General features: G+C 72.3%; 16 protein-coding genes and 1 pseudogene. 11 read left to right on the forward strand and 6 right to left on the reverse strand.

Features of this window, described 5'->3' with window-relative positions; genetic code table 11:
- Positions 1–179 precede the first annotated feature (179 nt).
- The gene (locus tag M8J73_RS00535) at positions 180–1,763 is read right to left on the reverse strand and encodes a carboxylesterase/lipase family protein (protein WP_249828086.1); all 1,584 of its coding nucleotides are present in this window, start codon (positions 1,761–1,763) and stop codon (positions 180–182) included.
- 224 nt (positions 1,764–1,987) lie between these two features.
- Positions 1,988–2,530 (reverse strand): hypothetical protein, encoded by a 543-nt coding sequence (locus M8J73_RS00540; protein WP_240501564.1) that lies wholly within the window; start codon positions 2,528–2,530, stop codon positions 1,988–1,990.
- A gap of 168 nt (positions 2,531–2,698) precedes the next feature.
- On the opposite strand from M8J73_RS00540, the gene M8J73_RS00545 reads away from it, so the two are divergent.
- From M8J73_RS00545 to M8J73_RS00565, 5 genes and pseudogenes are all read left to right on the forward strand, one after another.
- Complete coding sequence (locus M8J73_RS00545; protein ID WP_055540831.1) at positions 2,699–3,298, forward strand: hypothetical protein; 600 nt, start codon at positions 2,699–2,701, stop codon at positions 3,296–3,298.
- Positions 3,299–3,429: 131 nt separating this feature from the next.
- Positions 3,430–3,558: pseudogene (locus tag M8J73_RS00550) on the forward strand (Arc family DNA-binding protein); the annotation flags it as partial.
- Between the two features lie 110 nt (positions 3,559–3,668).
- Positions 3,669–5,714 (forward strand): NAD(+) synthase, encoded by a 2,046-nt coding sequence (locus tag M8J73_RS00555; protein ID WP_055540830.1) that lies wholly within the window; start codon positions 3,669–3,671, stop codon positions 5,712–5,714.
- A 145-nt stretch (positions 5,715–5,859) separates the two neighbouring features.
- Positions 5,860–6,900 carry a LacI family DNA-binding transcriptional regulator gene (locus tag M8J73_RS00560; protein WP_055540829.1) on the forward strand — a complete coding sequence of 347 codons (1,041 nt, stop codon included), beginning with the start codon at positions 5,860–5,862 and terminating at the stop codon, positions 6,898–6,900.
- Positions 6,901–7,089: 189 nt separating this feature from the next.
- Positions 7,090–9,279, forward strand: coding sequence for a hypothetical protein (locus tag M8J73_RS00565; protein ID WP_055540828.1), 2,190 nt, complete (start codon positions 7,090–7,092; stop codon positions 9,277–9,279).
- A 95-nt stretch (positions 9,280–9,374) separates the two neighbouring features.
- Here the strand turns inward: M8J73_RS00565 and M8J73_RS00570 are convergent, their stop codons facing one another.
- Positions 9,375–10,028, reverse strand: a complete 654-nt coding sequence (locus M8J73_RS00570; protein WP_249828087.1) for a hypothetical protein — start codon at positions 10,026–10,028, stop codon at positions 9,375–9,377.
- A gap of 168 nt (positions 10,029–10,196) precedes the next feature.
- Here M8J73_RS00570 and M8J73_RS00575 point away from each other — a divergent pair, with 168 nt between their 5' ends.
- A complete protein-coding gene (locus M8J73_RS00575; protein ID WP_107424117.1) occupies positions 10,197–10,595 on the forward strand; it encodes a VOC family protein in 399 nt (132 codons plus the stop codon).
- A gap of 89 nt (positions 10,596–10,684) precedes the next feature.
- On the opposite strand, the gene M8J73_RS00580 is transcribed toward M8J73_RS00575, so the two are convergent.
- Together M8J73_RS00580 and M8J73_RS00585 are read right to left on the reverse strand one after the other, a co-directional pair.
- Positions 10,685–11,380, reverse strand: a complete 696-nt coding sequence (locus tag M8J73_RS00580) for a DUF6597 domain-containing transcriptional factor (RefSeq protein WP_055542114.1) — start codon at positions 11,378–11,380, stop codon at positions 10,685–10,687.
- A 9-nt stretch (positions 11,381–11,389) separates the two neighbouring features.
- Positions 11,390–12,352 (reverse strand): AraC family transcriptional regulator, encoded by a 963-nt coding sequence (locus tag M8J73_RS00585; protein ID WP_055542115.1) that lies wholly within the window; start codon positions 12,350–12,352, stop codon positions 11,390–11,392.
- Between the two features lie 165 nt (positions 12,353–12,517).
- Between M8J73_RS00585 and M8J73_RS00590 the strand changes: the two genes are divergently transcribed.
- Complete coding sequence (locus M8J73_RS00590) at positions 12,518–13,333, forward strand: NmrA family NAD(P)-binding protein (RefSeq protein ID WP_249828161.1); 816 nt, start codon at positions 12,518–12,520, stop codon at positions 13,331–13,333.
- 223 nt (positions 13,334–13,556) lie between these two features.
- On the opposite strand, the gene M8J73_RS00595 is transcribed toward M8J73_RS00590, so the two are convergent.
- Complete coding sequence (locus M8J73_RS00595) at positions 13,557–14,681, reverse strand: YihY/virulence factor BrkB family protein (protein WP_206187859.1); 1,125 nt, start codon at positions 14,679–14,681, stop codon at positions 13,557–13,559.
- Positions 14,682–15,234: 553 nt separating this feature from the next.
- Between M8J73_RS00595 and M8J73_RS00600 the strand changes: the two genes are divergently transcribed.
- The 4 genes from M8J73_RS00600 to sbnB are packed head-to-tail and all read left to right on the forward strand — an operon-like array spanning position 15,235 to position 22,386.
- Positions 15,235–17,793 carry a Pls/PosA family non-ribosomal peptide synthetase gene (locus tag M8J73_RS00600; RefSeq protein WP_206187858.1) on the forward strand — a complete coding sequence of 853 codons (2,559 nt, stop codon included), beginning with the start codon at positions 15,235–15,237 and terminating at the stop codon, positions 17,791–17,793.
- A gap of 20 nt (positions 17,794–17,813) precedes the next feature.
- On the forward strand, positions 17,814–20,294 hold the full coding sequence (locus tag M8J73_RS00605) for a non-ribosomal peptide synthetase (RefSeq protein ID WP_055539285.1): 2,481 nt from the start codon (positions 17,814–17,816) through the stop codon (positions 20,292–20,294).
- The gene (locus M8J73_RS00610; protein ID WP_055539284.1) at positions 20,291–21,349 is read left to right on the forward strand and encodes a TauD/TfdA family dioxygenase; all 1,059 of its coding nucleotides are present in this window, start codon (positions 20,291–20,293) and stop codon (positions 21,347–21,349) included. Before M8J73_RS00605 ends, M8J73_RS00610 begins: the two co-directional genes overlap by 4 nt.
- Positions 21,346–22,386: a 2,3-diaminopropionate biosynthesis protein SbnB gene (gene sbnB, locus M8J73_RS00615; protein ID WP_055539283.1), complete on the forward strand. Its 1,041-nt coding sequence runs from the start codon at positions 21,346–21,348 to the stop codon at positions 22,384–22,386. The genes M8J73_RS00610 and sbnB overlap by 4 nt, the downstream gene beginning before the upstream one ends.
- The last annotated feature ends 9 nt before the right edge of the window (positions 22,387–22,395 follow it).

Genomic DNA, 22,395 nt, shown 5'->3' on the forward strand with positions numbered 1-22,395 from the left:
CCACACCGCCGCACCGCCGCCTCACCGCACCGCCGGACAGCCGCCGCACCGCCCCTCACCTCTCACCACCGCCCCACCGCACCGCCGCACCGCCGCACCGCCGCACCGCCGCACCGGAGACTCACGGCCCGGACGCTCGCCCCGGGAGGTCCCTCCCCGGGAGGCTCCCCCCGGCCGGTTCAGGGCGCACGGCGGAAGCGGCGGAGGGTCGGGAGTGGGGCTCCGCCGGAGGTCGTGAACGTTCCTGTGCCCTGGGTTCGGCGTGGGCGTTGCGCGTCCTCCGCCCAGAGGGCCAGCTCGCGGTCGTAGGGGCCGAGGGCGATGCGTCGGTCGTCCGGGTCGTCGAAGACCCGCACGGGGTGGGTGGCGTCCCAGGGCGTCCAGCCGGGGTCGCCGTGCGTCGCGAAGCGGACCCACGCGTCGTGCAGGGTGGTGGCCAGGGCGCGGGGGGTGTCCTCGCCGGCGAGTTTCGCGGAGGCGGCGGTGTCGCCGGTGTCGAAGACGAAGCCGAGCTCCAGGGCGTGGCAGGCGCCGAGGCCGGGAAGGTTCGACGGCCAGGCGAACTCGTAGACGTGGGTCGGCGCGTCGGCGGGGCGGGCGTCCGCCACGCGATGCAGGGGGACGCGGAGGAGGTGGTCGGTGACGAGCCGGCCGGCCAGGTCGGCGGGGCTCAGGTCGGGGTGGAGTTCGCGGTAGCGGCGGGGGACCTCGGGGCCGCAGTGGCAGCGGGCGCGGGCACCGGCCAGGGCGACCGCGCCGAGACGGTCGAGGCGCTCCTGGAGGCCGCCGGGGACCAGCCAGAGGCGGTGCTCGTCGCGGGTCCACCCCAGGAGCAGGCCGACGTCGTGGGCGGCGCCGTCCTCGACGAGGGCCTTCAGCGGGTCGCGCGGCACCAACTCTCCGTCGACGACGATGCCGAAGGCGGGGCCGCCCAGGACCGGGCTGCTGAGACGGCCGACCTCCGCCTGGGCCTCGGCGAGCAGGGCACGGTCCACGTCGGCGAAGGCCGCGGCCGTGGCCGGCACCTTCAGCCGGGCGGCCATCCGGCGCACCATGCGGCGCACCTTGTCCCGGTCCAGGGCTTCGGGCGGCCCACTCTGCAGCACGGCCCGGCGGAACAGGCCCCGGGCGCGGGGGGCCACGAGCAGGGCGCCGATGCTGATGGCGCCCGCCGACTGGCCGAAGACGGTCACCCGGTCGGGGTCGCCGCCGAACTCCGTGATCGAATCCCGGACCCATTCCAGCGCGGCGAGCTGGTCGCGCAGTCCGGCGTTGGGCGGGGCGTCCGGGAAGAGACCGTATCCCTCGACGCCGAGGCGATAGTTGAGGGAGACGAGGACCACGCCGTCGCGGGCGAAGGCGCTGCCGTCGTACACCGGGATCATCGACGAGCCCCTGGTCAGGGCGCCGCCGTGGATCCAGACCAGGACGGGGAGCCGGGCCCCGGGGCCTGGCTCCGGCGTCCATACGTTGAGGTTGAGGCAGTCGTCGCCCGCGACGACGGGGTCGGTCAGATAGCGGGCGAAGGCCTCCGAGTAGGCCGGTTTCGGCGGGGTCGGCCCGAAGGCGCCCGCGTCGCGGACACCGTCCCAGGGCTCGGGCGGCACGGGCGGGCGGAACCGGTGGGGGCCGAAGGGCGGGGCCGCGTACGGGATGCCGCGGAAGACCGCGATCCCGTCCTCGTACCCCTCCCCGTAGGCGTACCTGCCGCGGACGTCTCCGTACGGTGTGCGGACCACGGGATCCGGCCGGTCTGCCGTCATACGCTCACCAGCTCCTCACACCCGCTCGCTCGTGAACCGCCGTCCAGATCAGAGCACCACATCCCCTCGCGGTATTCCGGTCCTGCGGGGTCCTTGGCGGCTATTTGGCGTACAGGAGTGCGCCGCGGCCGAGGTGGTCGCGGCCGCCGACTGCCTCAGGTAACCGATTTCAGCGCTCTGTCGCGATCGCGCGGTCCTCCGGAACGATCTACGGTAGGAGACGTTCACGGGGATGTCGGCTCTCCCTCCTCATGGGAGACGCCGAGGTCACGGCGCATCGCGGTTCTCAGGGCACGGAGCGTCTCCCAGACCTCGTACTGGGCCCGGGCGGCGGTCTCGATCGTCTCGCCCGGTTCGGGAGCACCGCGTTCCAGGCGCTTGACCTGGCCGTAGACCTTGTTCAGGGCCTGGTTGACGGCGTTCGCCCGCCTGAGCACTTCTTCGGGGGCGATCATCTGCGCTTCGGAGTACCGGTCGCGGTGCGCGGCCTTCGCCTCTTCGAGCGCGTCGATCTCGGCCTGCTCCACACCACGTTCTCTCAGGACGTGCAGGTGACTGTTGAGGGCGGTGGTGAACTGGCGGGCGTCCCGGTTGAGTTCCGCGTAGCAGGTACGCCGCAGCGAACGGTTCTCGCGGGCCTCCTCGTGGTCCCGGACGAGCTCCATCTCCAGGCGCTTGGCTCGTTCGGTGCCGCGCTGGGTGAGGAGTGCCCCTCCCAGCGTTCCCGCGACGCCTGCCACAGCGATGATCACTGAGCTGAGATCCACCGACGCACCCCGTGAGATTCCTCGGCCGCGTGCCCGCTGCACATGGCCCGGTCCGCCAAGTCTGCCGATCGTCGGCGACGTTCCGGCCATGCGCCGAAGCCCGTCAACCCGCAAGCGGCCAAGGGCGGCTCGTGAGAGGGTGCGTTCGGTCCGGGGACAGGGGGAAACGTGGGGCTCATCTACAGCTATGACATCCATCTGCGTCCTCGGAACGTCGCCAAGTTGTTGACCGCGATGGCCGAACGGGCGCCAACTTCCCGTGCCGGGCGGTCGCTTGAGGTCACCCTGCCCGGCGGTGACCGGCTCGTCCTCCCGTTCACGTCCCGATTCGAGAGCGATCCGGTCGACTGCTCCACGAGCGACACACTCGAACTCGACACGTCCCTCCTCTTCGACGCCGACGACGCACTACGCGAGTACGCGCGGACGAGCGGCCCTCGACCCGAGGCGGACGGGCGCATCCAGATCGGGTACATCTACGCGACGATCCGGTTCCAGTCACAGCTGCACCCTGGCTACGCGTCGGTGGACTGCTCGGCGGCGACGTCGGACATGAGCCGCCTGTTCGCACGGTCGGCCAGCGTCAGGAAGCTGTTCACCGACCTCACCGCCGACGCCGGAGGCGTGTGCTGCCTGTTCGACACCGGCGACGGGGCCCCCGAGCACATCTGCTGGCTCAACGGCGAACCCACCCGGGACACGCTCCCCGGCCCCCGTTTCCCCGACCGCCGAGCACTTGCGGCGGCCTGGCCCGACTCCGAGAGGTGAGCGTCGACGCCTTCCCTCCACGGGGTGGCCCCGCCCAGCGGCCTCCGCGGATCCGCCGACCCCTCCGAGCACGCCGTCCCCGCCGGCATCCCCGGAACGCCGTCGCGATGCCACCGTGGCATCATCTCAGCATGGATCCTGAGAAGCGGATCTCTCTCCGCCTGCCCGCTGACCTCCACGAACGTCTCGTGGAGCGAGCCCGGACCGATCGGCGGTCCCTCAACTCGGAGATCATCCATCTGCTGGAGGTCGCCCTCGGCCCGGCGGCGAAGACGCCCGATCGCCTGGACGGCGTTCCGGCTCCCCACCCCGCTCCGCAGGAGCGCACGTCCTCCCCGGCCGAACACCGGGACGTCCACGGAGGAAACCGGTGAATTTCTGGTCGCTCTATCAGCACGGTTTCGCGCGGGTCGCCGCCTGCACCGGTCACGCGGCGATCGCCGACCCGCCGGCCAACGCGGAGGCGGTGCTGCGGCAGGCCCGCCGCTGCGCGGAGGACGGTGTCGCCGTCGCCGTCTTCCCCGAACTGTGCCTGTCGGGCTACTCGATCGAAGACCTGCTGCTCCAGGACGCGCTGCTCGACGATGTCGAGGCGGCACTGCGGACGGTCGTCGCCGGGTCGGCGGACCTGCTGCCGGTGCTCGTCCTCGGCGCCCCGCTGCGGCACCGGCACCGGATCTACAACTGCGCGGTGGTCGTGCACCGCGGGCGGATCCTCGGCATCGCACCCAAGTCGTACCTGCCGAACTACCGTGAGTTCTACGAGAAGCGCCAGATCGCCGCAGGCGACGACGAGCGCGGCGGGACGATCCGGGTCGCCGGCGCGGAGGTGCCGTTCGGCCCCGACCTGCTGTTCACGGCCGAGGACATCCCCGGCCTGGTGGTGCACGCCGAGGTGTGCGAGGACATGTGGGTGCCGGTGCCGCCCAGCGCGGAGGCCGCGCTGGCCGGCGCGACCGTCCTGGTCAACCTGTCGGGCAGCCCCATCACGGTCGGCCGGGCCGAGGACCGGCGACTGCTGTGCCGGTCGGCGTCGGCCCGCTGCCTCGCCGCGTACGTGTACGCGGCGGCCGGGCAGGGCGAGTCGACCACCGACCTGTCCTGGGACGGCCAGACCATGATCTACGAGAGCGGCACCCTGCTGGCCGAGACCGACCGGTTCCCCGCGGGCGACCAGTGCGCGGTGGCCGACGTCGACCTCGACCAGCTGCGGCAGTCCCGGCACCGGATGGGCACGTTCGACGACAACCGCCGGACGCTGTCCGAGCGTACCGGCGCGTTCCGCGAGGTGCTGTTCCGGCTCGACCCGCCGACCATCGACCTCGGGCTGCGGCGCCGGGTCGAGCGGTTCCCGTTCGTGCCGTCGGACCCCGCCCGGCTCGCCCAGGACTGCTACGAGGCCTACAACATCCAGGTCGCGGGCCTCCAGCAGCGCATGGCGTCGATCGGCAGCCCGAAGATCGTGATCGGGGTGTCGGGCGGCCTGGACTCCACGCACGCGCTGATCGTCGCCGCTCGGGCGATGGACCGGGCGGGCCGCCCGCGCAGCGACATCCTGGCCTTCACGCTTCCCGGGTTCGCGACCGGCGAGCACACCAAGGGCAACGCGCACAAGCTGATGCGGTCCCTCGGGGTCACCGCGGCGGAGCTGGACATCACACCGACCGCCCGGCTGATGCTGAAGGAGATGGGCCACCCGTTCTCGTCGGGCGAGCCGGTGTACGACATCACCTTCGAGAACGTGCAGGCCGGGCTGCGCACCGACTATCTGTTCCGGCTGGCCAACCAGCGCGGCGGCATCGTCCTCGGCACCGGCGACCTGTCGGAGCTGGCGCTCGGCTGGTGCACATACGGCGTCGGCGACCAGATGAGCCACTACAACGTCAACGCCGGTGTGCCGAAGACGCTGATCCAGCATCTGATCCGCTGGGTCATCAGCAGCGGCCAGTTCGACGAGGACACCAACGAGACGCTGGCCGCGATCCTGGACACGGAGATCAGCCCGGAGCTGGTGCCCGGCGAGGAACTCCAGTCCACGGAGTCCAAGATCGGCCCGTACGCGCTGCACGACTTCACGCTGTTCCATGTGCTGCGCTACGGCTTCCGGCCGTCGAAGATCGCGTTCCTGGCCTGGCACGCCTGGCACGACGCGGAGGCGGGCGCCTGGCCCCCCGGGTTCCCCGAGGGCGAGCGGATGGCGTACGACCTGCCGGAGATCTGGCACTGGCTGGAGTACTTCTGCCAACGCTTCTTCGCGTTCGCCCAGTTCAAGCGCTCGGCCATGCCGAACGGGCCGAAGGTCCTGGCCGGCGGCTCCCTGTCACCGCGCGGCGACTGGAGGGCACCGTCGGACAGTTCGGCCGCCGCCTGGCTGCGTGACCTGGCCCGCTGGGACCTGCCGGAAGTCAAGAAGTAAGCGGCCCGGGCGGCGTCCGCCACTAGGGGGCCGCCCTCCGATTCGCTCTCCTTCCCGCCGTGTTGAGTTGGCCTTACGGTAGAGAGCGCTTGCTAATCGAATATTTCACCGGCCCTCGGGACGGGGCCTGAGAGGTGGAGTCGCGATGGTGCGTGGCGGGAGCGCGACGGCCGGGCCGACGCTGGCGGTGGTGGCGCGCGAGGCCGGGGTGTCCGTGCCGACGGCCTCGAAAGTGGTCAACGGCCGGCAGGACGTGGCCCCCGAGACCAGGCGCCGCGTCACCGAGGCGCTGGACCGGCTCGGCTATGTCCGCAGACCCAGGTTCGAGGCGTCGAAGCCACCGCGCATGGTCGACCTGGTGGTGCACTCGCTGGAGAGTTCCTGGTCGGGGGCGGTACTGCACGGCGTGGAGCAGGCGGCGCACGACGCCGGCCTGGAGGTGGTGGTCTCGGCGGGCCTCAGCCGGACCCGGGGCGCCCGCCCGGAGCGCGGCTGGTTCGACAAGCTGATCGCCCGGGGCTCGGCGGGGGCGCTGTTCAACCTGGCCGAGCTGTCCCCCGCCCAGTACTCCTGGCTCGACCAGCACCGCATTCCGTTCGTCCTGATCGACCCGGTGCTCGAACCCCCGCCGGGCGTGGTGTCGGTGGGCGCCGCCAACTGGCAGGGCGGGATGACCGCCACCGAGCATCTGCTGGCCCTGGGGCACGAGCGGGTCGCCGTGATCGCCGGGTATCGGCGCAAGATGTGCAGCAGCGCGCGCGTGGCGGGCTACCGCTCGGCGCTCATGGCCGCGGGTGTCCCGTACCGGCCGGAGTACGTCCGCTACGGCAACTTCATGGAGACCACCGCTCACCACCGCATGCTCCAGCTGCTGGACCTGCCCGAACCGCCGACCGCGGTGTTCGTCTGCTCGGACAGGATGGCCCTCGGGGCCTACCAGGCGCTGGCCGAGCGGGGGTTGCGGATCCCGGACGACATCAGCGTGGTGGGTTTCGACGATCTGCCGGAGTCCCGCTGGGCGACCCCGGCCCTGACCACCGTGCGCCAGCCGCTGTCCGAGATGGCCTCGACGGCACTGCGGCTGCTCGCCGGGATGATGGAGGGCGACCGACCCGAGGGCACACGCACGGAGTTGTCGACGCGGCTGGTGGAACGGGCGAGCACGGGGGCGCCGCGCTCGGCCTGACCGCCGGGTGGGATGGTGTCGGAGTTCACGTGGAGGGGTTGCGGACGGCCTGAGCGCGGGTGAACGGTGGGCGTCGTCGCACCGTACGCATAGTGATGGGCGTACGGGTGCGAAGGCGGTCCCGCTCCTCGGCTCGCTCCGTCCACCAGCACAGAGCTCCAGCATGTTCCACAGGGAAGGACCTTCGGGTTGTCGCACACACGCTCTTCGCAGCTTCCGGGCCCGGCACCCGCACCGGACGACGACACCGCGCCCGAGAACACCGCCGAGGCAGCAGGGCCGAAACCGAAGTCCGAGGAGGGGCCTCCATCCGCGGCGGACACGGATCCTTTGCCGGGCGCCGAGGCCGAAGCCGGTTCGAAGACCGAGGTCGACCCGAAGAGCGAGGCGAAGGGGAAGGCGGAGCCCGAGGCCGAAGCTGAGGCCAAGGCGGAGGCGGAGGCCGATTCGAAGGCGGAGGCCGAAGCCGAGCCGGAAGGCGAGACGGCAACCGAGACGGCGGGCAAGACGGCACCCGAGACGGAAGCCGAGCCGAAGCCCGCACCGGACGCGAAGCCTGAACCGGACGCGAAGCCCGGACCTGACGCGAAGCCCGAAGCGGAGTCGCAGACCCAAGCGGAGTCGCAGACCGAACCGGAGCCGACGCCCGAAGTCGAGCCGCAGACCGAGCCGGGGTCGAAGGCCGCGGCGGCGGCTGGCGTCGAGGGGGCTGTCGGCGGCCACGGCTGGCGGGGGCGGCATCCGCGGCGGGCGCGGGTGCTCGACTGGGTCGGGACCGGGCTGGCCATCGCGTTCGTCATGTTCGCGTTGCTCGTGCCGAACGACATGACGAAGTTCGAGGTGGGCCGGCTGCTGCGGATCCCCGCGGAGGGCATCCTCGGCGCGGCGCTGCTGCTGGTGCTGCCTCCTAAGGCGCGGCGCACGGCCGTGGTGGTCATCGGCGCGGTGCTCGGCCTGCTGATGATCGTCAAAGTGCTGGACATGGGGTCGTACTGGACCCTCGACCGGCCGTTCGACCTGGTGCTGGACTGGCCCCTGCTGGACAACGCCCGGTCGTTCATGAAGGACTCGCTCGGCAACACGGCGGCGCAGGCCGCGACGGTCGGTGTGATCGCGCTGGTGCTCGCCCTGCCGTTCCTGACGACGTTCGCCGTCCGGCGGATCAGCCGGCTGATGGAACGCGACCGGCACACCGCGAGCCGTACGCTCCTCGTCCTCGGCACCGTCTGGATCACCTGCTCCACGCTGACCCTGGAGGTCGCGGACGTACCACTGGCCTCGCACAGCGCGGCCACGCTCGTGGAGAACCGCATCGAGTCGGTGCGCGACGGGCTGAAGGACGGCGAGGCGTTCGAGAAGCAGGCCGCCGTCGACGCCTTCGCCGACGTGCCGCCGGACCAGTTGCTGACGGGGCTGCGCGGCAAGGACGTGCTGATCACGTTCATCGAGAGCTACGGCCGCTCCGCGATCGACAACCCGCAGATGGGTGAGCCGCTGAGTGAGACGCTCGCGCAGAAGACGCAGGAGCTGAAGGACGCCGGGTACGCGTCGCGCAGCGGCTGGCTGCGCTCCCCCATCACGGGTGCCGGCAGCTGGCTCGGCCACTCCACATTCCTGTCCGGACTGTGGATCAAGAACCAGTCGCGCTACAACCACCTCGTCGCGGGCGACCGGCTCACCCTCACCGAGGCGTTCCGCCGCACCGGCGCTTGGCGCACCGTCGGGATCGTGCCGGGCACCCAGAAGGCGTGGCCGGAGGGCAAGTTCTTCGGTCTCGACCACATCTACGACTCGGACCAGCTGGGTTACCAGGGGCCGAAGTTCAGCTGGTCGACCATGCCGGACCAGTACACGCTGAAGGCGTTCCGGGAGCTGGAGTACGGCAAGGAGGGCCGCAAGCCGATGATGGCGGAGATCATCCTGACCTCCAGCCACAACCCGTGGGCGCCCATCCCGCGGACGATCCCGGAGGAGGAGATCGGCGACGGGTCGGTCTACCACGGTCTGCAGAAGGCCGAGGGCAAGGACCCCAAGGAGGTCTGGAAGAACCCCCTCGACGTCCGTGACGAGTACCGCAAGACCATCCAGTACTCGGTGAGCAGCATCGTCGACTTCGTCGCCAAGTACGGCTCGAAGGACACGGTCCTGATCTTCCTCGGTGACCACCAGCCCAACAAGACGGTCACCGGCGACAATCCGAGCCACGACGTGCCGGTGTCGGTCGTCGCGCAGGACCCGAAGGTGCTGGAGAAGATCGACGACTGGGGCTGGACGGACGGCCTCAAGCCCGCGTCCGACACCCCGGTCTGGCGCATGGACAAGTTCCGCGACCAGTTCATGACGGCGTTCGGCCCGCAGCCGGGCGGTACGCCGCAGTAGCGCACGCGTTGCAGTAGCGCACGCGTTCGGTCCGTGGACCCGGTCGTCCCGGCGATGCCTCCCGCAGGCGCGTCAGGGAAGGCCGGGTCCTCGTATCAGCCTGACGCGCCGACGTCGTTGTCGGGTGCTCCGTCGCCGACCGGGGGCAGGTCGCCGCGTTCGACGGGCGTCCCGTCGCGCGGGGGCGGCGTGTGGTGCGGGGGCGGGAGGAGGCAGGCCAGTTCGGCGTCGGTGGGGCGGTGGGCGGCGCGGGCGGCGGCCCGCAGGACGTCACGGTCGACGGCGGCCGTGACCGCGCTGATCCGGACGACGTGGTCACCGCGTTGGAGGGCGTACTCGTGCTGCCCCGCCGACGTGCGGTACCAGGCGCCGCCGTCGCGCACGCAGTCGACCGTCGTACCGGTGCCCTGGCCGAGGGGCTGTTCGGGGCAGTTCTCGGCGGTCATCGCGCCGCGGTCGACGAGGAGCAGGAGCTGGGCGCTGTTCCGCCGGGACCAGTAGGCGGCGGAGAAGCCGTCGTCGCCGTACACGCCGACCGACTGCCGGGCCAGTTCGAACCCGGGGGACTCGGTGACGTAGACGAGTCCCGGAGCGAGACCGAGTGCCTTGGCGCGGGCGTGGAGTTGAGCCCGGTCGGGGCTCGGCGCGAGGGGTTCGCGGGGCACCGCGACGACCTTCTCGCTCCCGCAGCCCGTGAGCAGCAGCGGCAGCAACGCCAGGGGCAGCAGAGTGCGCGCGGTACGGAGCATGTCCCCCATCCTGCCGCACAGTTGTTCCACAGGAAGGGCAAAGAGTTCGTTGTCCGAAAGCGCTTGCCCCCCTCCGTGCACGATCAGTCGCCACGGCCTCCCGGCGGGCCTCGCCCCGTGTCCGTTTCCTTCAAGACCGGCCGTGCGCGGCACGCCTACGGTGGCCGTATGACTCCACGACTCGACGCGATCGGGATGGTGGCTTCGGACATGGCCGCCTCCGTCACCTTCTACCGCCGTCTCGGCTTCGACTTCCCCGAGGGCTCCGAGGAGCAGCCGCACGCGGAGGCCGCGCTGCCCGGTGGGCTCCGGCTGATGCTCGACACCGAGGAGACCGTGCGGTCCTTCCACCCCGAGTGGCGGCGGGGCAGGGGCAGCGGCGCCGGCCTGGCCCTGCTGTGCGACAGTCCCGCCGAGGTCGACGCGGTGTACGAGGAGCTGGTCGCCGCCGGGCACCAGGGCGAGCTCAAGCCGTGGGACGCGGTGTGGGGCCAGCGGTACGCCGTCGTCCTGGACCCGGACGGCAACGGCGTCGACCTCTTCGCTCCGCTGCCGTCGGCCGGGTAGCGGGCGCGGCGGTGGCGCCCCCGGCCGACGGCCGGTGGCCGGTGAGGGCGGACCGGGGGGCCGACGGGGCGCGCACCCGCGCGGGACCGTCACCGTCCGCCGAGCAGCTCGCCCAGCGGCAGTCCCGCCAACTCCCTCACGTCCCGCGCCAGATGGGCCTGGTCGGCGTACCCGGTGCGGGCCGCGGTCTCGGCGTACGGGACACCCGCGCGGGCCAGCGCGAGCGCCCGCTGCAATCGCAGTACGCGGGCCAGCGTCTTGGGTCCGTAGCCGAACGCGGCGAGGGAGCGGCGGTGCAACTGCCGTGCCCCGACGCCGAGTTCGTCGGCTGTGGCAGCCACCGGCCGTCCGGCCTCCAGCGCGGCGACCACCCGCCGCAGCAGCGGATCGGGCCGCTCGCTCTCGGCCGCCCGCTCCAGGACCACCTCTTCGAGGCCGCTCGCGGGATGGCGGGCCGCGTTCACCCGCGCGGTGAGCCCACGGACGACTGGGGTCGGCCACAGGTCGTCCAACGCCACACGCCGGTCGCGCAGTTCATGCGCGGGCACGCCCAGGAAGGCGGGCGCGGCACCCGGCTGGAACCGGACCCCGGCCCAGCCGCCGGTGGCGCCTTCGACCGTGTACGCGCGGGTGTCGGGTCCGGCGACGAGCAGCCGCCCGTCGTTCCAGAGGAGGTCCATGCAGCCGTCGGGGAGGACCCGCGCCGGGCCGGGGTCGTCCGGGCCGCCGGGGTCGTTCGTCCATACGACGGCCCCGCCCAGCCGAGACGCCCGTTCCGCGTACACGGGAGAAGCCTACGTCTGTGACCGGTGGCGGTCCCGCCCTCGCCCCCGGTGCTCCTGCGGGCTCACCCCGTGGACCCGCTTGAACGCGCTCGACAGGGAGAACGCGCTTCCGTAGCCGACCCGCCGGGCGATCGCCTCCAGGGTGTCGTCGGTGTCCCGGAGCCGGTCCGCGGCCAGGGCGAGCCGCCACGCGGTGAGGTAGGCCATCGGGGGCTCCCCGACCAGCTCGTGGAAGCGTCGGGCGAGCGCAGCCCTGGAGACCCCCGCCTTCACGGCGAGCGCCGCCACGGTCCACGGGTGCGCCGGATCGTCGTGCAGCAGCCGCAGCACCCGGCCCACCACCGGGTCCGCCATCGCCCGGTACCAGGCGGGCGCCTCACGGGTGGCGAACCAGGCGCGGAGCGCGGCGATGACCAGCAGGTCGAGGAGCCGGTCGAGGACGACCTCCTGGCCGGGTTCGTCGCGGACGACCTCCGCCATGAGGATCGGGGTGAGCGGGCACTCCCATTCCTCCGAGGTGAGACTGAGCAGCGGCGGCAGGGCGTCGAGGAGCCGTCCGCCGATCTCGCCCCGCCAGAGGTAGGTGCCGATGAGCATCACCGCGGAGCCGTCGAGCCGGTCGCCCCAGGAGCGGACACCGAGGTCCATGGAGCCGTTGAGGGGCCGGCCGTCGGGGTACACGCACTCGGCGCCCGGCAGGATCACGGCCTGCGGCGCGGTGGTGGGATCGTCGGCGCAGAGGTACGGGTCGGGGCCGCGGGCGATGGCGAGGTCGCCGGCCCGGAGCCGTACACGGTCGCCGTCACCGTCGCCGGTGTCGGGAACGATCCAGGCGTCGCCGCGGACCATGAGCATGATCGTGAGCGGGGCGTGGTCCGCCACGCGGACGCACCAGGGCGGGTCGAAGCACGCACGGATCATGAAGGCGCCACGGGCTCGCGGGCCCTCCAGCAGGCCGGTGAGTGCGTCCATGCCGGCCAGCGTAGACGCGCGCGCATGGGAACGAGCCGCTCGCCGATGGGGCGTCGGGGCGTCCGCCCGTTGACTGGAGGCATGACGACGAACTCAGCGGAGAACATGGCGGAGAACGCGGCCAAGGACGCGGCGGAGGCGCGGGGCACGGCGCCCGCGTGGGACATGACGGTGTTGGTGACGGGGGCCTCGGGGCGTACGGGCAGCCGGGTCGCGGCGGCGGCGCGGGCCGCCGGCCTCACGGTACGGGCGGCGTCCCGCGCGAACGGCTTCGACTGGACGGACCGGTCGACCTGGGGGCCGGCGCTCCAGGGGGTGGACGCGGCGTATCTGGTGTACCCGTCGGACATCGGCGCGCCCGGCGCCGCCGAGGCGCTCGGCGGGCTCGCCCGGGAGGCGGTCGCGCGGGGTGTCCGCCGGCTCGTGCTGCTGTCGGCGCGGGGGCAGGACCTCGCGCTGCCGGCCGAGGAGGCCGTGCGGTCGTCGGGGGTGGAGTGGACGATCGTGCGGGCGGCGTGGTTCATGCAGAACTTCAGCGAGGGGCCGCTGGTGGAGGGGCTGCGGCAGGGGGAGCTGGTGTTCCCCGGCGGTGAGGTGGCGGAGCCGTTCGTGGACGTGCGGGACATCGCGGACGTGGTGGTCGCCGCGCTCGTGGCCGACGGGGCGGCGTTCGCCGGGCGCACCGTGGAGGTCACCGGGGCGCGGCCGCTGGGCTTCCGGGCGGCGGTGGCGGAGATCGCGGAGGTCACGGGCCGGGAGTTCACCTATGTGCCGGTGTCCGCGCGGGACTACGGGGACGCCCTGCTGGGGTTCGGGGTGCCCGCCGGGGAGGTGGGGGCGCTGGTGGAGACGTTCGAGGCGCTGCTGGACGGACGCAACGCGAGCACGACCGACGGGGTGCGCGGTGCCCTGGGCCGGGAGCCGAGGGGATTCACCGAGTTCATCCAGGAGGCCGCGGCCGGGGGCGCTTGGAGCGAGTGACCGGGAGGGCACCGCCGGGGCGCCCGGAGCAAGTGACCGGGCGGCCGGGCCGAGCGGCAGGCGGCGGACGGCGGGCGGCGGACAGCAGGCGGCGGAAAGCGGGCGCCAGCGGGACGAGTGCGAGGGGTGGTCACTCGCGCGGTTGCCCGGGACATGCCCGACCGGGACATGCCCGCCCGCCCGGGACGTGCCCGCCCGGCCAGGACCCCCCGCTGGTCCGCCCCTACTCGTCGCCCTTCTTCGCCGGGGACCGCAAGCGCGACGTGACGTCCTCCGGGGGCAGGAAGCGGGACCAGCGCTCCGGGAACTCGGAGGGCATGTCGGGGTCCTCGGGGTCGTGGGAGCGGGCGGCGGCCGCGCGGGCCACGTACTCGGCGGCCTGCTCCTCGCGCAGGCGCTCGTTGGCGGCGCGGGCGGCGGCCGTGGCGGCGGCCGGCCACACCCGGTCGATGGCGGCGTTGACGGCCGCGCCGACCAGGACCGCGAAGGCGCTCACACCGATCCACAGCAGGACGGCGACGGCGGCCGCGAGGGAGCCGTAGATCGTGGCCCCCTCGACCGTGGCGGAGAGGTAGATGCGCAGCAGGAAACTGCCGAGGACCCACATGCCGAGGGCGACCAGGGAGCCGGGCACGTCCTCCACCCACGGCGAGCGCACGGGCACCGACACGTGGTAGAGCGTCGTGAGGAAGACGATCGACAGGACGATCACGACCGGCCAGTAGAGGACCTGGACGACGGTGGTCGACCAGGGCACGATCCGGACCACCGCGTCGGGGCCCGCGACCATCAGCGGCAGCGCGACGGAGCCGATGAGCAGGGCCACGATGAACAGCAGGAATGCCATCAGGCGGGTCTTGACGATGCCACGGACGCCGTCGAGGCCGTACATGACGGTGATGGTGTCGATGAAGACGTTCACCGCGCGGGAGCCGGACCACAGGGCGATCAGGAAACCGATGGAGATGACGTCGGGGCGGCCGCCCTTCATCACGTCGTCCAGGATGGGCTGGGCGATCTCCTGGACGCCCTTGTCGGACAGGACGGTGCGGGAGGCCTCCAGCAGGTTGAGCTCCAGGCTGGCGATGGTGTCGGCGCCGGTCCAGTCGTCGACGTAGCCGAGGAGGCCGATCATGCTGAGCAGCAGCGGCGGCACGGAGAGCAGGGTGAAGAACGCCGCCTCCGCGGCGAGACCGAGGATGCGGTACTCGATGCAGGAGTTGACGGTGTCCTTGAGGAGCAGCCAGGCGGTCCTGCGCTTGGAGACGTTGCGGTAGAGGGCACGCGCGCGATGGAGACGCCCGTGCGGGCTCTCGGGTCGGGGGGGTGACTGACTTGCTGGCTGCACGCCCTAAAGGTATCCGTCCGGGCGTGCCGACCTCACCTCCCGGTGCCGCGGGCCGCGGCCGGTTCCGCGTGGGCCGCTCGCATCCCTCCGGCCCCGTCACGGGGCAGATGCCGTAGGGAAACACAGCGGAAACCAAAGATGATTCCGTATCTCGTTTTCTGTCATGGACGTGCTGGCCGAATTATTGAGGCGACGGAAGTGGAACGACGGAGCGTGTTTGTGCCCGCTTTTTGGAAAGTTCCCCGCTGAAGCCCACGGCCGGGCGAGGTCCGACAGGTCGGAAGAGATCGGAAAAGGGGCGGGAAAGCGTCAATTACCCGGTCTCCCTTGACCTGTTCGGTAATGTGCCGAAAGAATCCGGATTGCATTCCGCTGGGCCGGCCCGGATCAGGCTGCGGCACAGCACAGTCCGGGGGATTCTCCAGGCTTCGACCAGCCTGTTCCATTCCGCCACTCCCGTCACCGCATTCCGTCCCCTTTCTCACCGTCATTCCGCGCGCCGTCCTTTCACCCCCGGGCGCCCTTCCTCGTAATACCTGTCGCGGAGAATTCGATGACATTGCCAGTACCACGACACGTGGTGGAAGAACCGGATGCGGTCGAGGCGGCCGAGCCGGACGCGGCGAAAAGTCACACCGCCGTCGAGCGACTTCTGGCCGATGTTCTGGCCGACGTCACCCATATCGAACATGCGCCCGTTGACGCGCACTTCTTCGACGATCTCGGCGCCAACTCACTGACGATGGCTCATTTCTGCGCCCGGGTCAGGAAGCATCCGCATCTGCCCCCCGTATCCATACGGGACGTCTACGGCCACCCCACCGTCCGCTCCCTCGCGGCCGCGCTGGCCCAGGCTCCCGAGCCGCCGGCCGCCGCTCCCGCTCCGCCGCCCGAGACGACCGCGCCGGGCAGCACACCCCGGTATGTGCTGTGCGGGGCGCTCCAGCTGCTCGTCTTCGCCGGGTACTGCCTGGTGGCCGCCCTCGGCTCCCTCCAGGGGTACGCGTGGGTGGCGGACGGCTCCGGGATCGTCGAGGTCTATCTGCGGTCGGCGGTGTTCGGCGGGCTCGGCCTCGTCGCCCTGTGCCTGCTGCCGGTGGCCGCGAAGTGGCTGCTGATCGGGCGGTGGAAACCGGTGGAGTTCCCCGTGTGGGGCCCGGCCTACCTGCGGTTCTGGATCGTCAAGGCGCTGCTGCGCACCAGCCCGATGGCCCTGCTCGTGGGCAACCCGCTGTACGTGCTGTACCTGCGTGCCCTGGGCGCCCGGATCGGCCCCGGTGTCACGATCCTCAGCCGTACCGTCCCCGTCTGCACCGATCTGCTCACCATCGGCGCGGGCACCGTGATCCGCAAGGAGTGCCACTTCCTGGGCTACCGGGCCCGCGCCGGGCGCATCCGCACCGGTCCGGTGACCCTCGGCCGGGACGTGTTCGTCGGCGAGCACACCGTGCTCGACATCGACACCGCCATGGGCGACGGCTCCCAGCTCGGCCACTCCTCCGCGCTGCGCGCCGGCGAGACCGTCCCCGCGGGGCAGAGCCGGCACGGCTCCCCCGCCCGCCCGACGGACGTCGACCACATCCGGGTCGGACCGGCCCCCTGCGGCACCGCGCGACGCGCCGGATACGGACTCGCCACGCTGCTCCAGGTGTTCCTGCTGTACGTACCGCTGACCGTCGGCGGCGCCCATCTGCTGCTCGCCGCCGTGCCCTCGCTGGAGGTCCTGCTCGACCCGGCGGCGCTGCACCTCACCTCGGCCCGCTTCTACGCCGAGGCGGTGGCGCTGTCCCTCGCGCTGTTCCTCGGCAGTGTCGTCACCGGCGCCTTCGCGGTGCTCGTGGTGCCGCGGCTGCTGCGCCCGCTGGTCCGGCCGGACCGGACGTACCCGCTGTACGGCTTCCACTACTCGGTGCACCGCGCGATCGCCCGCCTGACGAACCTGAAGTTCTTCGCCTGGCTGTGCGGCGACAGCTCCTACATCGTCCCGTACCTCAAGGCACTCGGGTACGACCTGTCGCGGGTCGAGCAGACCGGGTCGAACTTCGGCACCGAGATCCAGCACGAGACGCCGTTCCTCACCCGGGTCGGCAGCGGCACCATGGTCGCGGACGGGCTGTCGGTGATGAACGCCGAGTACTCCGCCACGTCGTTCCGGGTGTCCCGGACGTCGATCGGCGGGCACAACTTCCTCGGCAACGCCATCGCCTACCCGGTCGGCGGCCGGACCGGCGAGAACTGCCTGCTGGCGACCAAGGTGCTGGTCCCGCTCGACGGCGAGATCCGCGAAGGGGTCGGGCTGCTCGGCTCGCCGCCCTTCGAGATCCCCCGCTCCGTGGAGCGCGACAGCCGCTTCGACCATCTGCGGGAGGGCGACGAACTGCGCCGCAGGCTCGCCGCGAAGAACCGCTGCAACCTGCGCTCGATGGCCCTGTTCGTCCTGCTGCGCTGGCTGCACCTGTGCGTGCTCACCGTCCTCGGTTTCGCGGCCTACGACCTGTACGGGCACCACGGCACCGCCGGGCTGCTCGCCCTCGCCGCGGTCCCGCTCGCCGGGCTGGTGTTCACGATCGCCTACTACGTGCTGGTGGAGCGGTGCCTGACCGGGTTCCGGCCGCTGCGGCCACGGCTGTGCTCCATCTACGACCCGGTGTTCTGGCGCCAGGAGCGGCTGTGGAAGCTCTCCGACAAGCACCTCCAGGTCCTCAACGGCACCCCGTACAAGAGCGTCGTCTGGCGGCTGATGGGGGTGCGGATCGGCCGGCGGGTCTTCGACGACGGGGCGTACATCACGGAGCGGACCCTGACCACCATCGGGGACGACTGCACGCTGGCCGCGAGCACCAAGATCCAGGCCCACTCGCAGGAGGACGGCACGTTCAAGTCGGACCACGTCACGATCGGCGCGCGCTGCACGCTCGAGGTCGGGGCGTTCGTGCACTACGGCGTGGTGCTGGGCGAGGGGGCCGTGCTCGCCCCGGACTCCTTCCTGATGAAGGGCGAGGAGGTGCCGCCGTACGCGCGGTGGGGCGGGAATCCGGCGACGGAGACGGCGCGGTACGCGGCACCGGACACCACGGGGCGCTCCCTGACGGACGCCTCGCGCGAACAGTGAAGTGAATCGGGGGGAGACACATGGACCGGTCGACAACGGCGGGCGACACCGCCCGGACGTTCTGGCAGGGGATGCTGGCCGCCGGGGGGCGGACCGCGATCCCGAGGTGGAGCGGCGCCCCCGTGAAGGGCACCGCCGCCTACGAAGTGCCGTTGCCCGAGGGCCTGCTGGCGGGCCCGGACGGGACGGCGGCGCTGCTCGCCGCCCACGCGAAAGTACTCGCCGCGCTCTGCGGCGAGCGAGAGGTCACCACCGGCTGGGCGGTGGACGGCCGGGTGCTGCCCTGCCGGATCGGCACCACGCCCGGTGACACCTGGCGGTCCCTGCTGGGGCACACCCGGCGCGTCCTCGCGGAGCTGTCGGCCCACGCCGGCTTCCCCGTGGACGCCCTGCGCGCCGAACTCGGCCTGGAGGAACCGCCGTTCGAGACCGTGCTCGACGCCACCGGGGCGGACGGCGACCTCGACGGGGACGTGGTCCTGCGGGTGGCGCCGGTGCGGGGCGCGGACGGGCCCGCGCTGCGGCTTCGGTACCGCACCGACGTGCTGGACGAGGGCGCCGCCGCCCGGATCGCCGGGTACCACGTCACCGCGCTCGCCGGGCTCGCGGTGGAACCGCACGCCGAACACGCGCGGCAGAGCCTGCTGTCGGACGACGAGGTCCGCCTCCAGCTCGACGGCCTCGCCGGGCCGCACCGTGAACTGCCCGACCGCCGGGCGCACGAGCTGTTCGAGCAGCGGGTCGTGGCGCACCCCGACGCCGTCGCGGCCGTCCACGGCGACCGCCGGTGGACGTACCGGGAGCTCAACTCCCGCGCGAACCAGCTCAGTCGGGCCCTGCTGGTGCGCGGACTCGGCCGTGAAGGGGTGGTGGCGGTAATCACCGAGCGGAACCTCGACTGGATGGCCGCCGTCCTCGCCGTCCTCAAGGCCGGCGGCGTCTACCTCCCCGTCGAGCCGCACTTCCCCGCCGAGCGCATCACCCGGATGCTCACCCGGGCCCGCTGTGGGCTGGTCCTCACCGAGCGGGGCAGCACCGCGACCCTCGACACGGCCCTGGCCGCGCTGCCCGACACACAGAAACTGCTCGTGGAGGACGCGTACGACGAGGCGCACACCGACTCCGACCTCGGCATGGAGATCACCCCGGACCGGCTCGCTTACATCTACTTCACCTCCGGTTCCACGGGTGAGCCCAAGGGCGCGATGTGCGAGCACGTCGGCCTGGTGAACCACCTCCACGCCAAGCTCGACGACCTGGGGATCGGCGAGGGCGACGTCGTCGCGCAGACCGCGCCCCAGTGCTTCGACATCTCCCTGTGGCAGCTGCTGGCCGCGCCCCTGGCCGGCGGGCGGACGCTGCTGGTGGAGCAGGAGGAGATCCTCGACGTCGAACGGTTCGTCGACCGGATCGCGGCCGGCCGGGTGAATGTGCTCCAGGTCGTGCCGTCGTACCTCGAAGCCGTCCTCGCCCATCTGGAGCAGCGCCCGCGGCCGCTGCCCGACCTGCGCCGGGTGTCCGTCACCGGGGAGGCGCTGAAGAAGGAGCTGGCCGAACGCTGGTTCGCCACCGGGCCGGGGATTCCGCTGGTCAACGCCTACGGTCTCACCGAGACCTCGGACGACACCAACCACGAGGTGATGCACCGGGCGCCGGAGGGCGATCGGGTGCCGCTCGGCCGCCCGGTCGGCAACGTCCGCGTGTACGTCGTGGACGAGCACCTCTCCCTCGTGCCGCTGGGCGCCCCGGGGGAGGTCGTCTTCTCCGGCATCTGCGTCGGGCGGGGCTATGTCAACGATCCCGAGCGCACCCGGCGGGCCTTCACCACCGACCCGTACCGGCCGGGTGAGCGGCTCTACCGCAGCGGGGACCACGGGCGGTGGCGGCCCGACGGCAAGCTGGAGTTCCTCGGCCGCCGCGACACGCAGGTCAAGGTGCGCGGCTTCCGCATCGAGATCGGCGAGGTGGAGAACGCGCTGCTGCGGGTCGACGGGGTCCGTGACGGCGCGGTCGTGGTCGCCGGGGGCGCTCGGCTGGTCGCCTTCCACTCCGGCCGGCCGCTGCCGGGCGAGGTGCTGCGGGAGCGGCTCGCGGCCTCGCTGCCGGCGTACATGGTGCCGTCGGTGTTCCACTGGCGCGCGAGCCTGCCGCTGACCGCCAACGGCAAGACGGACCGGCGGGCGCTCACCGAACTGGCCGAGTGCGTCGACACCACGGACGGCCGACCCGCGGTGTCGACGGTCACGGCGACCGAGGAGCGGCTGGCCCTCGCGTGGGCCGACGTGCTGGGGGTGCCGCGGGCCCGGATCGGCCGCGACGACCACTTCTTCGACCGGGGCGGCACCTCCCTGTCGGCGGTGAAGCTCGCGGTCGCCCTGGACCGGGCGGTGTCCCTCAAGGACGTGGTCGACCATCCCGTCCTCGCGGACCTCGCCGCCCTGATCGACACACGGACGGCCGCACGGGCCGCCGCCGACCTCGACGGGAGGGCGTCGTCATGAGCTTTCTGAGCCGCCGCGGCGCCCCGGGCCGTCGCCGCACCGCCCCGGAGACACCGCCGGTACCGCAGCCGCTCCCGGACGTGGACCTCTCCCCCGGCAGGCCCGCGCTGCTGCCGGTCTCGCCCGTCGTGCCCACGCCCCGCTGGGCGGCCGGGCACCGGAACTCCCTGCGGGCCGTCGTCGCCGAGCACGGCGCGGTCCTGGTGCGGGGCCTCGGACTGCGGGACGCGGCCGAGGCCGAGGCCGTGTTCCGGCAGCTGGGCGGCGGCACCCTGCTGGACGAGCGGGAGACCTTCGCACCCCGGCGGACGCACGCGAACGGGGTGTACTCCTCGACCCCGTGGCCGCCGAACCAGCCCATGTGCATGCACCACGAGTCGAGCTACACACGGGAGTTCCCCGGCCTGCTGCTCCTCGCCTGCCTCCGGCCCGCCGACCGGGGCGGGGCGACGGGCCTCGCCGACGCGGAGGCCGTGCTCGCCGCGCTGCCGACCGGGCTCGCCGAACGGTTCGAGCGGGACGGCTGGCTGCTGACCCGCTCCTACAACGACGAGATCGGCGCGTCCGTCGAGGATGCCTTCGGCACCACCGACCGGGCCGCCGTCGAGCGCTACTGCCGCGCGGGCGGCGTCGACGTCGCCTGGCAGCCCGACGGCTCCCTGCGCACCCGGCAGCGGCGCCCCGCCGTGGTGCGGCACCCGGTCACCGGCCGGCGCTGCTGGTTCAACCAGGTCGCGTTCCTCAACGCATGGACGATGGACCCCGAGGTGCGCGCGTACCTGGTGGACCTCTACGGGCCGGACGGACTGCCCTTCGACACCCGCCACGGCGACGGCGAACCGATCGGCGCGGACGTCGTGGAGACGCTCAACGCGGTCTACGAGGCCCACACCGTCCGCACCCCGTGGCTGGCCGGTGACCTGCTGCTCGTCGACAACATCCGCTGCGCCCACAGCCGCGAGCCCTACGAGGGGCCGCGCGAGGTGCTCGTGGGGTTCACGGACCCCGTACGGCTTTCCGATGACGACACGAAGGACGAGGTGAGCTTCGTATGACCGGGACTCCGGGCTTCGCCGTGATCTCCGGCGCCCAGGTGCGGGAGGCGCTCCAGGGGCGGGAGCGGGAGATCGTCGACCTGGTCGAGACCGTGTACCGGCTGCACGGCGCCGGGGACACGGGCGACACGGTCAACCCGCCGTCGTACTTCCTGCGCTTCCCGGACCGCCCGTCCTCGCGGATCATCGCGCTGCCCGCCTCGCTGGGGGGAACGTTCCAGGTGGACGGGTTGAAGTGGATCTCCAGTTTCCCGGAGAACACGGCGGCCGGGCTGCCCCGCGCCTCCGCCGTGCTGATCCTCAACGACCACACCACCGGCTATCCGTTCGCCTGTCTGGAGGCCTCGGTCATCAGCGCGACCCGGACGGCCGCGTCGGCGGCGCTCGCGGCCGACCGGCTGAGCACGGCCCGTGAGGCGCCCCGCCCCGTCCGGGTCGGCTTCGTCGGCACCGGCCTGATCGCCCGCTACATCCACACCTTCCTCGCCGCGACCGGCTGGTCCTTCGAAGAGGTGGGGGTGCACGACCTGTCCGCGACCAGTGCGGCGGGGTTCCGGGGGTACTTGGAACGGTCCGGCGCGAGCGGGCGGGTGGTCACGTACGACAGCGCCGAGGACGTGATCCGCGCCAGCGATCTGATCGTGTTCGCGACGATCGCGGGCGAGCCGCATGTGCACGAGCCCAAGTGGTTCGCCCACCACCCGCTGGTGCTGCATGTGTCGCTGCGGGACCTGGCGCCCGACGTGCTGCTCGCCTCGGCGAACTTCGTCGACGACGTCGAGCACTGTCTGAAGGCGAACACCTCACCGCATCTCACCGAACAGCTCACCGGCGGCCGGGACTTCCTCGACGGAACGCTCCACGACGTGCTCACCGGCCGCGTGTCCGTGCCGGCGGACCGTCCGGTGGTCTTCTCACCCTTCGGCCTCGGGGTCCTCGACCTCGCGGTCGGCGGTCGTGTCCACGCGGAGGTCGCCCGCACGGGCGGCCTGCGGATCGTGGACGACTTCTTCCACGAGCTGCGCCGGCACGGCTGACGGCCGACG

Source organism: Streptomyces neyagawaensis (genome assembly GCF_023516595.1).
In the GTDB taxonomy this organism is placed as follows: Bacteria; Actinomycetota; Actinomycetes; order Streptomycetales; family Streptomycetaceae; genus Streptomyces; species Streptomyces neyagawaensis.

Coding starts and splice junctions, on each gene's coding strand:
- M8J73_RS00605 (WP_055539285.1), top strand. CDS start 17,814: ATGGACCGGTCGACAACGGCGGGCGACACCGCCCGGACGTTCTGGCAG.
- M8J73_RS00590 (WP_249828161.1), top strand. CDS start 12,518: ATGACGGTGTTGGTGACGGGGGCCTCGGGGCGTACGGGCAGCCGGGTC.
- M8J73_RS00600 (WP_206187858.1), top strand. CDS start 15,235: ATGACATTGCCAGTACCACGACACGTGGTGGAAGAACCGGATGCGGTC.
- M8J73_RS00570 (WP_249828087.1), bottom strand. CDS start 10,028: ATGCTCCGTACCGCGCGCACTCTGCTGCCCCTGGCGTTGCTGCCGCTG.
- M8J73_RS00535 (WP_249828086.1), bottom strand. CDS start 1,763: ATGACGGCAGACCGGCCGGATCCCGTGGTCCGCACACCGTACGGAGAC.
- M8J73_RS00585 (WP_055542115.1), bottom strand. CDS start 12,352: ATGGACGCACTCACCGGCCTGCTGGAGGGCCCGCGAGCCCGTGGCGCC.
- M8J73_RS00575 (WP_107424117.1), top strand. CDS start 10,197: ATGACTCCACGACTCGACGCGATCGGGATGGTGGCTTCGGACATGGCC.
- sbnB (WP_055539283.1), top strand. CDS start 21,346: ATGACCGGGACTCCGGGCTTCGCCGTGATCTCCGGCGCCCAGGTGCGG.
- M8J73_RS00610 (WP_055539284.1), top strand. CDS start 20,291: ATGAGCTTTCTGAGCCGCCGCGGCGCCCCGGGCCGTCGCCGCACCGCC.
- M8J73_RS00560 (WP_055540829.1), top strand. CDS start 5,860: ATGGTGCGTGGCGGGAGCGCGACGGCCGGGCCGACGCTGGCGGTGGTG.